This is a genomic window from Candidatus Portiera aleyrodidarum, assembly GCF_902713745.1.
In the GTDB taxonomy this organism is placed as follows: domain Bacteria; phylum Pseudomonadota; class Gammaproteobacteria; order Johnevansiales; family Johnevansiaceae; genus Portiera; species Portiera aleyrodidarum_D.
Genome location: NZ_CACTJB010000002.1, coordinates 19808 through 34536, shown reverse-complemented (window position 1 = coordinate 34536; position 14729 = coordinate 19808). Strand labels below are relative to the sequence as shown.

The 14729-nt window shown below is 24.8% G+C and carries 8 protein-coding genes; 4 read left to right on the top strand and 4 right to left on the bottom strand.

Translation table 11 applies throughout. From position 1 onward, the window contains the following. Positions 1 to 63: 63 nt before the first annotated feature. A complete protein-coding gene (locus H7S46_RS00795; protein ID WP_259645836.1) occupies positions 64 to 1596 on the top strand; it encodes a sugar porter family MFS transporter in 1533 nt (510 codons plus the stop codon). Between the two features lies 1 nt (position 1597). Here H7S46_RS00795 and H7S46_RS00790 read toward each other — a convergent pair whose 3' ends face one another. After that, on the bottom strand, positions 1598 to 2443 hold the full coding sequence (locus H7S46_RS00790) for a methylenetetrahydrofolate reductase (protein WP_183042952.1): 846 nt from the start codon (positions 2441 to 2443) through the stop codon (positions 1598 to 1600). A 372-nt stretch (positions 2444 to 2815) separates the two neighbouring features. Between H7S46_RS00790 and H7S46_RS00785 the strand changes: the two genes are divergently transcribed. The 3 genes from H7S46_RS00785 (at position 2816) to mutS (ending at position 10227) form a co-directional block, all read left to right on the top strand. Then, on the top strand, positions 2816 to 4126 hold the full coding sequence (locus tag H7S46_RS00785; RefSeq protein WP_183042951.1) for a cation:dicarboxylate symporter family transporter: 1311 nt from the start codon (positions 2816 to 2818) through the stop codon (positions 4124 to 4126). After that, the gene (locus H7S46_RS00780; RefSeq protein ID WP_183042950.1) at positions 4126 to 4548 is read left to right on the top strand and encodes a type II 3-dehydroquinate dehydratase; all 423 of its coding nucleotides are present in this window, start codon (positions 4126 to 4128) and stop codon (positions 4546 to 4548) included. The genes H7S46_RS00785 and H7S46_RS00780 overlap by 1 nt, the downstream gene beginning before the upstream one ends. A gap of 3132 nt (positions 4549 to 7680) precedes the next feature. Continuing rightward, on the top strand, positions 7681 to 10227 hold the full coding sequence (mutS, locus tag H7S46_RS00775; protein WP_183042949.1) for a DNA mismatch repair protein MutS: 2547 nt from the start codon (positions 7681 to 7683) through the stop codon (positions 10225 to 10227). On the opposite strand, the gene lipA is transcribed toward mutS, so the two are convergent. The 3 genes from lipA to pheS form a co-directional block, all read right to left on the bottom strand. Then, positions 10228 to 11091 carry a lipoyl synthase gene (gene lipA / locus H7S46_RS00770; protein WP_259645835.1) on the bottom strand — a complete coding sequence of 288 codons (864 nt, stop codon included), beginning with the start codon at positions 11089 to 11091 and terminating at the stop codon, positions 10228 to 10230. A gap of 171 nt (positions 11092 to 11262) precedes the next feature. Further along, on the bottom strand, positions 11263 to 13725 hold the full coding sequence (gene pheT / locus H7S46_RS00765) for a phenylalanine--tRNA ligase subunit beta (protein WP_183042948.1): 2463 nt from the start codon (positions 13723 to 13725) through the stop codon (positions 11263 to 11265). 17 nt (positions 13726 to 13742) lie between these two features. Further along, entirely contained in the window at positions 13743 to 14729 is a 987-nt protein-coding gene (gene pheS / locus H7S46_RS00760) for a phenylalanine--tRNA ligase subunit alpha (protein ID WP_183042947.1), read from the bottom strand.

Below are 14729 nucleotides of genomic sequence, written 5' to 3'. Positions count from 1 at the left end.
AAAAAAATAAATATAATTATAATATAATAATAAAAAATAATAAAGATTAAGGAGAATAGTTATATGTTAAAGTTTTTCCCACAAAAATTTAAAAACACAAAAAACCAAACAAACATACAACCAACCTTTAGCCAAACCAAAAAACAAACCCAAACCCCTAAACAACACAGTAACACCAATCAAACTACTACCAAAACAAAACCAAATCAACAAAACAAAAAACGAAAAACTAAAATAGTACCTTTAGTATGGACAAGTTGTAGTATAATTGCTTTAGTAGGAATTTTATTTGGTATGGACGTAGGTGTTATCTCCGGTGTTTTACCTTTTATAACCAAAGAATTTAATTTATCTACTTCTATGACTGGATGGATTGTAGGATCAATGATGGGAGGAGCTTCTGTTGGCGTTTTAGCTACTTGTATTATTTCACAAAACTTAGGTAGAAAAAAATCATTATTAGTTAGTTCAATCTTTTTTTGTTTTGGTGCAATATTAGCTGTTTTTGCAACATCTACGATAATATTAATTATAGCTCGTATAATCATTGGATTTTCCGTAGGATCTGCATCTTTTACAGCACCTTTATATTTAGCTGAAATTACTCCCAAAAGTATTAGAGGTATGACAATATCATTATATCAATTTATGGTTACATTTGGAATACTTTTAGCTTTTATATCAAACCTTATTTTTAGTTATTTTCAAAGTTGGAGATGTATGTTTGGAATATTAATTGTTCCTTCAATAATTTTATTTTGTGGCATTTTAATAATTCCTGATAGTCCTAGATGGTTAGCTTCTAAAAATAAAAAAAATGAAGCCATCAAAATCTTAAAAAAATTACGATCATCAAATTTTGAAGTTAATAAAGAAATAAAAGAAATTTTAAATAGTTTAGGAACTAAAAATCAAAGTATTGGATGGAATTTATTCAAAAAAAATATTAATTTTCGTAGATCTGTAATTTTAGGGATTATTTTACAAATTATACAGCAATTTACAGGTATGAACGTTATGATGTATTTTTCTCCTAAAATCTTTGAAATTGCTGGTTTTATAGGAACTAAAAATCAATTGCTAAGTACTTTGCTAGTAGGTTTAGTAAATGTTTTATCAACAATAATCGCTATTATATTAGTTGACAAATTAGGTAGAAAACCTATTTTATACATGGGGTTCACTATTATGGCGATAGGAATGTCCATTTTAAGTTTAGTTTTATATTTAGGCACATTACATGTTATACAATATTTATCTATTATTTCGTTGTTAATCTTTGTTTCTGGTTTTGCTATGTCAGCTGGCCCTATAATCTGGATAATATGTGCAGAAATTCAACCGTTGTATGGACGAGACTTTGGGATAAGCTGTTCAACGATAGCAAATTGGTTAGCTAATATGTTGCTGGGAACGTTCTTTTTAACTTTACTTAGTAAATTAGGTGGACCACTAACTTTTAGTTTATTAGCGTTAGCTAATATATCTTTTATTATATTTACAATATTTGTAATACCCGAAACAAAAGGCATTTCTTTGGAAAAAATAGAAAAAAATCTAATGAATGGAAAATCATTACGTAATTTAGGAAAATAAATTATGTGATTAATTCATTTAAAATATTTAAAGTGGGTTCTATTTTATTTAATGTATAAAAATGCAAACCCTGTGCTCCTCCTTTAATTAAAATTTCACATAAATTAATAACAATTTCTTTACCTATATTTTCTATATCATTGTCAGTTTTACAAGATTCTAATTTTTTATAGATCCATTTAGGAATGTTAGCACCACATTTTTTTGAAAACTTTATTAAGTTTTTTACATTTATTATAGGCATGATTCCTGGTATTATAGGCTGTTCAACACCATATTTAATAATTTTCTCTAAAAAATAAAAATATGAGTCTGGGTCATAAAAATATTGTGTAATTGCCTTATTTGCTCCAAATAAAAATTTTTTAATAATAAAACAAACTTCTTTGTCAAAATTTATAGTATTAGGGTGCATTTCTGGATAAGCTGATACTATTAATGCAAACTTTTTATAAAATTTTTTATTTATTAACGTTAGTAAATCAAGGGAATTAATAAAATTATTTGTTATTGTTTTTATGTTATCAGTTTTATTTATATCGCCTCTTAATGCTAAAATTGTTTTTATTCCTATATTTTTATACATTTTTATTAGTTGTATTATTTCATTCTTCGAATTTGAAATACAAGCTAAATGTGGTACACATTCTATGTTATTTTTTTTTATAGTTTTTATCACTTCCAAAGTATTTTTTTTATTTGACCCTCCAGCTCCAAAAGTAATTGAACAAAAAGTTATATTTATTTTTTTATATAACGTTTTAACTAAATTTAGTAATTCTTTTATTTTATCATTTGTGTTAGGTGGAAAAAATTCGAAACTAATTTCTAATTCATTTTTATTCATGTTTTTGTTTTTCTTTTTGTTTTTGTTTTTCATTTTCTTAATTATTTTATTATATTTGATTTTTCTTTATTTTAAAACAAAATATATTTACCATTGCGCTTTTTTGTTGTGATAGGTACAAAAACAAAAATCAAATAATATAAAAAAACAAAGCAAAAACTTAATTTATGATGTTTTTTAATGTATAATATTACTTACATAAGTTGGTAAAAAACAAAAAACAAAAAACAAAAAAGAAAAAGAATAAAAAAAAACAAAAACAACCATTTCAAAAAAAACAAAACAAATAACTTAAAACAAAAACAAAACCAAACCATTACAACTTAATGTAAACCAAACCAAATAAAATAAATAACATTAGTAAATAACAAAATGAAAATAATTCAATCTAAAAATTTAGCTTTAAATATAATCATAGGTTTGTTTTTAGGAATTCTTACAGGACTAATATTGCATCAAAATAATTTTATAAAATTATGGGTTGTTTTAAATTTTTTACAACCCATGGGAAAAATTTTTATTAGGTTAATAAAAATGATAGTAATTCCCATTATAATTTCTTCATTAATAATTGGTATATCTGGAATTGATGATACAAAAAATTTAAGTAGAATTGGACTTAAAACAGTGTTATATTTCGAACTTGTTACAACTTTAGCAATAATTGTAGGATTAATAGCAGCTAATATATTTAAACCTGGGGTTGGAATTAATATGTCTAAATTAAGTAATAATGTTGATGTAGAACAATATAAAAATTTTACAAACAATATTCATAATAATGAACACACAAATATATTAAATATAATAGTTGATTTAATACCCTCAAATATATTTAAAACTTTTGTAAATGGAAATATCTTATCTATTATATTTTTTTCTGTAATTTTTAGCCTAGGTTTATCAGGTCTTCCTTTCCAAAACAAAAAAAATTTAATAAATATAATTAAAACTATATCAGAAACTATGTTTAATATTACTAACATTATTATGCGGTATTCACCTATCGGGGTTTATTCTTTAATATCTATTACTGTTGCAAATTTTGGATTTTTATCATTAATACCTTTAATAAAATTAGTAGTTTTAGTATATTTAACAATAATATTTTTTATATTTATAATATTAGGTAGTATAGCTTGGTACTTTGGTTTTAATATAATATATTTATTACGTATTCTTAAAAATGAATTATTATTAGCATTTACTACGTCTAGTTCAGAAGCAGTGTTATTGAATTTAATGGCTAAAATGGAAAATTATGGTGCTCCAAAAAATATTTGTAATTTTGTAATTCCCACTGGTTATTCATTTAATTTAGATGGTTCTACGTTATATCAAAGTATAGCTGCTTTGTTTATAGCACAACTTTATGGAATAAATTTAACTTTATTTACACAAATTACTTTAATCTTAACTTTGATGATTACATCAAAAGGTATTGCAGGAATACCAGGGGTATCGTTTGTGGTTTTACTCGCAACTTTAGGTAGTATAGGGATCCCGATAGAAGGCATAGCTTTTATATCAGGGGTAGATCGAATCTTAGATATGGCAAGAACTGTATTAAATGTAATTGGTAATGCTTTAGCTGTTCTAATAATTTCAAAATGGGAAAATCAATATGATACAAAAAAAGCTTTTAATTATTTGGAAAGTAAAAAATATAAGAAGGTAAAATAATGAAAATATTTTTAATAAATGGACCAAATTTAAATTTTTTAGGTCAAAGACAAACAAATATATATGGGTTTAATACTTTAACTGATATTGAAACCTTTTTAATAAAAAAAGCAAAAAACTTAAAAGTTAAATTAGAATGTTATCATTCTAATTATGAAGGGCATATAATAGATATTATTCACAGGGCTTATAATAATTGCAATTCTATTATTATCAATGCGGGTGCATATAGTCATACATCAATCACAATATTAGATGCATTAAATATTTTTAATGGCACAATAATAGAAGTACATATTTCAAATATTTATAATCGTGAAACTTTTCGTCATAAATCTTTTATTTCTAAACGAGCTAATGCAGTAATTTCTGGATTGGGAGTTTATGGTTATATTTCAGCATTAAATTATTTAATCAAGTGATAATTACATACACCTAACTCTACTCCATATAACATAACAACGCAACGTAAAAAAATATACTCAACAACTAAACCTCAATCGTTTCAAATCAAATCAAATCAAACCAAAAATACAAAGCACTCAACACAAAGCATATCAAAGCAAAAGTAAAGCATAACACCTCAATACAAATTAAAGCAAAGAACAAGACAAAGACCTCAAATAACTTACACTAAACTAATTTAATCCAAAGCACAACACATTAAATTTAAACAACACATTACACAACAACAAAGCAGATCATTTGCATCCTCAACTCAAAAAACTAAAAGCAAATAACAGCACAGCATAACTCAATTTCATTAAACTAAAAGCAACTCAAAGTCAAAGTCAATACAACTAAACTTAAAGCATCTCTAAACTAAGCTAAGCTCATCTCATCTCAACAACAAAGTAAAGTAACTCAAAATATAACACCTCAACAACTTATATGACATTAATCCAAAACATAAACACCTCAATACAATCAAAAACATATACAACTTAAAAGACTTCAATCCAAACAACTTATATTTTATTAATTTAATGTAATGTTTTGTAAACCAAACTAACACAATCCATAACAAAAACATTACACCTCAATTAAAACATTACACAAACTAACACATTACAAATCAACTTAAAATAACACAACTAAACTTACAAAACAAACATAACACACCATTACATTACACAACATTAACTTAATGTAAAAACAATTCAAAACAAAACAATCAATTCAAACCCAAAATAAATTAATACAAACTTACAAAGCAACTTATTACACTACACTAAAACAAAATAAATTAATACATAACAACTTACAAAGCAACACAACACACTTCATCTCATCTCATCTCAACACACTACACATAACTAATACAACTTAGTTTGTTTTAAATTAATTTAAAGCAACACAAAATAAATTAAACAACACACTTCAAACATAAACCAAAAAACCCCACAAACTAACACATTACAACAACATTAACCTACACTAACTTACATGACAAAGCATTACACTAAACTAATCCAACACAACTAATAACACCACATAACATTACAACACAACATAACATAACATAACATAACTTAACTTAACTTATATTTAATTTAAAAACAATCAAATCAAAAACATTACAAAAGAAAAGACTTCAAACTAAACCATTACAAAAACATAACACCAAAAACAAAACAATTTAATGTAAAAAAAACCACAAAAACAAAAACAACACTTAAAAAAAAACTAAACCATTAAACTAAACCACAAAAACTTACAATTCAAACATACCACAACACATAACATAACATAACATAACATAACACAACAACTAAACACAACACAACACAACACAACTAGTCTAATCTAAACTTACAAAACATTAACCTAACTTAACACAACTTAACTTAACTTAACCTAACTTACATTAACCTAACCTAAACTAAAACTCCTCAACATAACATAAAACACTTCAAAAACAAAAACAAATTAAAACAACATAACATAAAACAATTTAAAACAACTTAAAACAATTTAATTTAAAACACCACAAAACAACATTACATTAATACATTACACTAATACATAACAACTTACACCTAAACTAAAACAACTTAAGTTTTAAGTTAAGTGTAATGTAAACCACAACAATCAAAACACACTACACTAATCCATTACACATAACAACTTTAAAAACTTACAATTCAAAACAAAAACAAAAACAACAACAACTTAAAAAAATAAAACACAAATAAAAACAAATCGTTTCAAATCAAATAAAAGAACATAACACTTCACTTCACTTCAGAACACAATTTAACACAACAGAACACTTCAAATAAAATAACATAACAGAACAGAACAAAACAAATAAAATAACACATAACAACACACTTCAAAACAATTTAAATCATTTCAAAACACTTCAAAACAACTTAAAACAAAACAAAACAACTTAAAACAACACAACAAATCACAACACAACAACTTACAACACACTTCAAAACAACACAACACAACACATAAAAAAACATAACATAACATAACACTTCATCTCATCTCACTTCAACACAATTTAAAACAACACAACTTAACTTAACTTAAAACAACATTAAAACAAATAAAATAAAATAAAAACACTTCAAAACAAATTAAATTAAACAATCAAAACAAACACATAAAATAAAAGAACACTTCACTTCAAAACACTTCAGAACAGAACAGAACAGAACAGAACAGAACATAACATAACATAACATACCATAACAACTTAATCAAAACCATACCATAACATAACATAACACTTCAGAACAGAACATCTCAAAAGAACACTAAACTAAAAGCATATCAACACATAACATTACATAACAACTTATATTAAACAACACACTTCAAAAACAAAACATATCAAGTCAAAAAAAGTCAAAACAACATAACTTAAAACAAAACAAAACAAAACAAAACAAAACAACACAACAACTTACACTACAACACAACAAATCACAACACAACATTACAAAACCTACACATAACAAATTCAACACAACTTAATACAAAATAAATTATATTAAACAACACACTTCAAAAACAAAACATATCAACACAACTTAAAACAAAACAAAACAAAACAAAACAAAACAACACAACAAATCACAACACAACAACTTACAACACATAACATAACATAACATAACAACATTAACCTAACTCACACTTAATGTAAAAACATAACAATTCAAACTTACACAACACAACACAACACAACATTACATTACATTACAAAGCATTACATTAACTTACACCACATTAAATTAACTTGAAATAACTTAACACAAAGCAACTTAAAGCACACATAACTCAAAGAAAAGAAAAGAAAAGAAAACTCAACCTCACACTTCACTTCATCTCATCTCATCTCATCTCACACTCAAACTCAAACTCAAACTCAAAGCCAAAGCCAAAGCCAAAGCAACACACTTCAACACATAATAACACAACAAATCACAACACAACATTACACAACCTTACAACAACTTGTTTTAAATTAATTTAAATTAATCCAGCACAACAAATAACAACAACAACTTAAACCACCACAACTTAAAAACAAAATTATGAAAACTAATATTTATAATACAACACCAATAATTACACAATATTTAAAAATCAAAAATAAATATAAAAATATTTTATTATTATATCGTTTAGGTGATTTTTATGAATTTCTTTTTGAAGATGCACACCAAGCATCTTCTTTATTGAACATACGATTAACTAGCAAAGGAAAATATAATAATAAACCTATTCCTATGGCTGGTATACCTTTTCATAGTATAAACACATATTTAAAACGCATTATAACATCCGGAATTTCTGTTGCTATTTGTGAACAAATACATAATAAAAAAACAACTAATACCAAATTAATAGAAAGAAAAGTAATTCGGGTAATAACACCTGGAACTATATATGAAGAAAATTTATTAGATGAAAATAAAGATAATTTAATTTTATCAATTATATATAACAATACTAAATGGGGTGTTTCGTGGTTAGAATTCACTACAGGGGCTTTTGGCGTTTTAGAAGTTAATAACACACAAAATTTAAGAATAGAATTAGAAAGATTAAATCCTGTGGAATTATTAATTCCTCGTTCAAATAAAAAATTACCTACACTTCCCATAAAAAAATCAATAATAAAACATATAAATGATGACTTTTTTAATTATAACAATGCTTATAATATATTGTATAACAAATTAAACATAAAAAATATAGATACTAAACTTCATAATGGTATATCAGCGGCTGGTGCTATAATTCATTATATAAATCAGAATAAAATTTATAATTTATCACATATTAATCATTTAATTTTTGAACAAAAAAAATATAAGTTAAATATAGATCTTACTACTAAAAAACATTTAGAACTTGATATAAATGTAAATGGTAAAAAAGATAATACATTATTTAGTGTGTTAAACACTACAATGACGAATATGGGAAGTAGATTATTAAAAAAATGGATAAATAACCCTATTACAAATTATAAATTAATTAAATTAAGACAAAATGCCATTCATATTATCATAAAAAATGAGTTAATATATCTTTTACAAAACCATATAAAAAAAATTGGTGATTTAGAACGTATTTTCACTAGAATATCTTTAAAAAAAGCAAAACCCATAGATATAATCAAATTAAAAAATGCTTTAAAGGTTTTTCCTAAACTTAAAAATATTTTAAATAGAATTTTAAAAAAAAATAATCAAATAAAATCTCTACTTAATAATATATATCAAAATGTTTTTATATTTCCCAATATAGCTTTACTTTTACATGATGCTTTAATTGACACCGCTCCTAATACTATTAAAGATGGATATGTCATCAAATCTCAGTTTAATCTCAAATTAGATACACTGCGTGAAGTATATAATAATTCTGAAAAGTATATAAAAAATTTTGAAAATAAAGAAAAACTTCGTACAGGCATTCATAAATTAAAGATTAATTTTAATAAACTCAATGGATTTTTTATAGAATTACCTAAAAATAAACAACATATTTACAAAATACCTAAAGACTATATAAAAAATAAAACCTTAAAACATTCAGAAAGATTTTTTTCTAAAGAATTAAAATATTTTGAACAAATCTTACTTGAATCTAAAGAAAACTCAATAGAATATGAAAAAAAAATTTATAACAAAATAATTAATATTCTAAGTAAAAATATTACTTTATTATTAAAAACAGCCAAATCAATAGCAGCATTGGATGTAATTACAACTCTTGCTGAAAGAGCTCAATCTCTGAATTTTTGTAAACCAATAATAAATAAAAACAAAATAGGTATAAAAATCATAGAAGGTCGACATCCTATTATAGAATCTGTAGCTGTAGTAAATAAGCATCAATTCATACCTAATAATTTATATTTAACTAATAATAACAATATAAACATTATTACCGGCCCTAATATGGGCGGTAAATCTACTTTCATTAGACAATCTGCAATAATAGTCTTATTAACATACATAGGGAGTTATGTACCTGCTAAATATGCTGAAATCGGGCCAATTGACAAAATATTTACCAGAATTGGATGTTATGATGATTTAAGTGCAGGTAAATCTACTTTTATGATTGAAATGCAAGAAACTGCTAATATATTAAACACCGCAACATTTAAAAGTTTAGTATTGTTGGATGAAATAGGAAGAGGTACTAACCCAACGGAAGGTATATCTATCGCTTGGTCATGTTTAGAGAAATTAATACAAATCAAAGCTTTAACTTTATTTTCTACTCATTATTTTAGTTTAACTAAAATAGAAAAAAAATTTAAACAAATAAAAAATATCCATTTTAATGCCTTAATCAAACATAATAAAATAACTTATTCTTATAAAATTAATCAAGGCGCCACAAACAATAGTTATAGTTTAACTGTGGCTAGTTTGGCAAATATCCCAAATTTTATTATAAAAAAATCAACACAAATTACCACGATATTTAAAAAACATAAAACAAATCATACCAAAATATATAAGTTAATAAATTATATTAAAACCTTTAAATTTAAAAAATTAACCATTTATCTAAAAATTTTCAAAGCTTTAATCAACAAAATAAAACATATAACTTAATTATATTTTTTTACCATAATTTTGATTTTTTGCTTTATAACTAGATCTTATTAAAGGACCTGAAGCAATATAATTAAAACCTAAAATATAACATATTTTGGCATAAAAATAAAAAGTTTTTGGATGAACCCATCTTTTTATTGGTAAATGAAATTTAGATGGTGAAATGTATTGTCCTATAGTTATAATATCTACTTTATTTTTTTTCATATCTTTAATAACATTTATAATTTGTTTATCATTTTCACCTATTCCTACCATTAAACCTGATTTAGTTTTTACTTTTGGACAATATTTTTTAAATTGTTTTAATAAATTAAGTGAATAAAAATAATTTCCACCGGGTTTAACTTTAAAATATAAATTGTGTATAGTTTCTATATTATGATTTAATACATTAGGTTTATTTTTTATTAATATCGTAATCGCAATATCACTTTTTCCTCTAAAATCAGGAACCAACACTTCTATTTTAATATGATTATATAATCGTTGTATTACACCAATGCATTTTGAAAAATGATTAGCACCGCCATCATATAAATCATCGCGATTTACTGAAGTAATAACTATGTACTTTATTTTTAATTTAATTATTATTTTGATTATATCAAACGGTTCATAATAATTTATAATTTTGGTTTTACCAAAAAATACATCACAAAAAGGACATTTTCTAGTGCATTTATTACCTAGAATCATAATAGTTGCAGTGCGTTCATTAAAACATTTTATTATATTAGGGCAAGATGATTCTTCACAAACTGTATGTAAACCATTTTTCCTTAATTTATTTTTTATATTTTTGATTTCATTATATAGAGGAATACGTATTTTTATCCAAGTAGGTTTTTTTTGTATCATAATCTCTTACTCTTTACTTTCTTACCTATTTTAAAAAACCTTTTTCAAAGCACATCCACTCCCTTCCCTAGCTCCTCATTACTTATCTCCACTACAGCATACGCTTATTACATTACTGATACATTACACCACATTATATTATAGCATTAGTTATAATTTCATAACATCTATTCAATTTCTAAAAACAATGTCATATCGTTGTTTTAAATCAATTAATATATTTTTTAATAAATCTTCAATTTCTTTCTCAAAAAGAGTTCTATAAGGATGTTGCCACGTCAATCTTAATGCAATACTATTATATCCTTTATAAAAATCAGCAATAACATCAAATAATATTAGTTCTATTAAATATTTTCCAGCTTTACTACGAAGATTATTTATTATTTTAGAGACCGATAAATCTTTTGGTATTAAAATTGCTAAATCACGAGTGCTTTGAGGAAAGCGTGATACATTATTAAATTTAGGTATTTTACCTTTAAGTAAAGATGCTAAATCCAATTCAAAAATAAAAGTTTCAAATGGAATGCCAAGATAATAAGAAATCGGAGGATTGAGCATTCCAATCCATCCTACCTTTTTATTTTTACGTAATATCTTTGCACTTTGACCTGAGTGCAATGCAGGATGATGTGCAGGTTTAAATTTCCAGTTTTTAAAATCCCCACCTAATCTTATTAAAACTTCTATATCTCCTTTTATATCATAAAATTCTGTTTTATAATGATTTAAATTCCAACCGCCTTTAAATCGGTTACCAAGAAATATACCTCCTAATTTTTTTACTTGCTTGACTTTTTCTACATTTTTACCAACAAATACTAAGCCAAATTCAAATAAAGCTATTCGTCTTTGTTGTCTATTTAAATTGTAAAGAAGTGCTTTAATTAAGCCTGGCCATAAACTAGACCTCATTACAGAAAATTCTTTTGAAATAGGGTTATTAATTATAGGTGTGTATATATTAGGTTGTAAATATTTATGTATTTTAGGTGATATAAAGCTGTAAGTAATTACTTCTTGATAACCACGAAAAATTAATTGTGAATATATTTGATTTTTAGTAATATTTGATTCCCTATAAAAAGATGGTGTTACTTGTATTTTTGTATTACAACTAGCTAAATTATTATAACCATGAATGCGTGCTAACTCCTCTATTAAATCTTCTTTTTTAGATATATCAAAACGCCAACTTGGCGGTTTAACATGCCAAAAGTTAAATTTAATATTTTTTTTTATTATTTCAAAACCTAACCTATTTAAAATATTCTCTATTTTATTTTTTTTTACTTGTTTTCCAAGTAAATTTGTAATATGTAAAAAATTTAAATAAATTATACGTTTATTTGGTAAATATGATTTAACGACTAAATTACTTAATTTACTGCTGCTTTTAGTTACAGATCCAGATCCATCAATACCAATTAACAAGTTAGTAATACGTTCTAAAGCAACCAGAAGCATTTTACTATCTACACCACGTTCAAAACGATATGAAAAATCTGTATATAGCCCATAATAACTTGCTTTTCCCGCTATAATTGAAGGAGTAAAAAAAGCAGACAATAATAAAATATTTTTAGTGTTATTGTTAAATTTAGTGCGTTTACTATCTATTATTCCTGCAATATTTAAAGGACCTATTTCATCTGCAATTATTAATGTGTCTTCTTTAAGTTTAATATTTTTACCATTATATAGTTTTATATTTTCGTATTTTTTTGCCATACGAATTGTTAAAGTACCTTTAATATTATTTAAATCATAACAATTAATAGGTTGTCCAAGTTCTAACATAACATAATTAATAAGATCAATAATAAAGTCTACTGAAGAAATACCGCCCATCTGTAGTCTTTCATATATCCACCAAGGAGTTGGTGTGTTAAGGTTTATAGTTTCAGATTCAATCACTCTACTATATAATTTAGGACAATATTTTGGCACCGAATTCTTAATTGAATATGAAATCTTTTTCTTCTGCTTCTGCTTCTGCTTTTGCTTTTGCTTTTGATTTTTTGTGTTTTTATTTTTTAATGTTTCTGCATTTATAATATGTTTCTCCGTTAAATTCTTATATGCACTTAACTCTCTTGCTATACCTCTTATACTTAAACAATCACTACGATTAGGTAAACCTTCTATGTCAATGACATTTTTAAATTTTTCTATATCAAATCCAATTGGGGCATCTGTTGGAAATAATATAATATCTTTTTTTTTATTATGTTTTTTTGTTTTTTGTGGTGTGTGATTTATACCTATCAAATTGAATTCTGAATAGTTACAAAATATTCCCCAAGATTCAATACCATAAAAATCTTTATTTAAAATTTTTACATTTTTAGATAATAATGTACCTATTTTAGCGACCGCTATTTTTTTACCAACAGCAACTTTTGCTGTACATATTATTTGCCAAAATTGTTTACCATCCTCAACAATACATACTTTAACTTTATGTTTAAACTTAACAAATTTTTTAACACAAGATATAACGACCCCCTTAACTTCTTTATAAGCTAGACATGATGATTTAAAACCAAGCATAGTTATTTGTTCTGCAATAATATTAGACTCATTTTCTAATGAAATCCATTGTCGTATCCATTGTTCAGAAATTTTCATAAACTTTACTTAAAGAATTAACGCCAAGTTCTTAAATCATTATTAAATAAAGTCCTTAAATCTTTAATTCCGTAACGTAGCATAGTTAGTCTTTCAGCTCCTATTCCAAAAGCAAAACCCTTAAATTTAGGATTAATGTTTAAACGTTTTAATATATTATGCTGAATCATACCACATCCTATAACTTCCAACCAATCCCTAGAATAGTTTATACGAACATCTATTTCTGCAGAAGGTTCTGTAAAAGGAAAATATGAAGGTCTAAATCTTACTTCTATTTTTTGTCCTTCAAAAAAAACTTTGATAAAAATCTCAATAGCCCCTTTAAGATCAGAAAAACTAACTACCTCGTCAACCAATAATCCTTCGACTTGATGAAACATAGGGCTATGATTTAAATCTGAATCACAACGATAAACTTTTCCTGAACTAAATATTTTTAAAGGAGGATTTTGTTTTTCAATGCTTCTTATCATTATAGAAGATGTGTGACTACGTAACATATAATTTTCGTTAAAGTAAAAAGTATCATGCATTGCTCTAGCCGGATGCTTTCTGGGCATATTTAATGCTTCAAAATTATGGAACTCATCTTCTATTTCGGGGCCATAAATAGAAGTAAACCCAAGGTTTTTAAATATGTTTTTTATTCTCTTTAAAGATCGTGTTATAGGGTGAAAATTTCCTATATTTTCACTTCCTTTACCTGGAAGTGTAACATCAATCTTTTCTTTTGCTATTTTATTATTTATTGTTTCTTTATATAACTTAGCATTATGAACTTTCAACCTTTTATATAAAGTTTTTTTAGTTTTATTAATTGCTTCTCCAATAATTGGTTTATCAAATGGGTTTAATTTTATAATCTGTTTTAATGGTAATGTTAATTTACCTTTCTTACCAAAATATCTTGTACGTACTTCATTAAGTTGATTAATATTTTTAGCAGTTTTAATAGCAAAATTTGCTTCTTCTACTAATTTAATGATAATATAATAATGCAT

What these genes read in the sequence shown, in the direction of transcription:
- H7S46_RS00795 (WP_259645836.1), top strand. Translation starts at nt 64, where the DNA reads ATGTTAAAGTTTTTCCCACAAAAATTTAAAAACACAAAAAACCAAACA.
- H7S46_RS00790 (WP_183042952.1), bottom strand. Translation starts at nt 2,443, where the DNA reads ATGAATAAAAATGAATTAGAAATTAGTTTCGAATTTTTTCCACCTAAC.
- H7S46_RS00785 (WP_183042951.1), top strand. Translation starts at nt 2,816, where the DNA reads ATGAAAATAATTCAATCTAAAAATTTAGCTTTAAATATAATCATAGGT.
- H7S46_RS00780 (WP_183042950.1), top strand. Translation starts at nt 4,126, where the DNA reads ATGAAAATATTTTTAATAAATGGACCAAATTTAAATTTTTTAGGTCAA.
- mutS (WP_183042949.1), top strand. Translation starts at nt 7,681, where the DNA reads ATGAAAACTAATATTTATAATACAACACCAATAATTACACAATATTTA.
- lipA (WP_259645835.1), bottom strand. Translation starts at nt 11,091, where the DNA reads ATGATACAAAAAAAACCTACTTGGATAAAAATACGTATTCCTCTATAT.
- pheT (WP_183042948.1), bottom strand. Translation starts at nt 13,725, where the DNA reads ATGAAAATTTCTGAACAATGGATACGACAATGGATTTCATTAGAAAAT.
- pheS (WP_183042947.1), bottom strand. Translation starts at nt 14,729, where the DNA reads ATGCATTATTATATTATCATTAAATTAGTAGAAGAAGCAAATTTTGCT.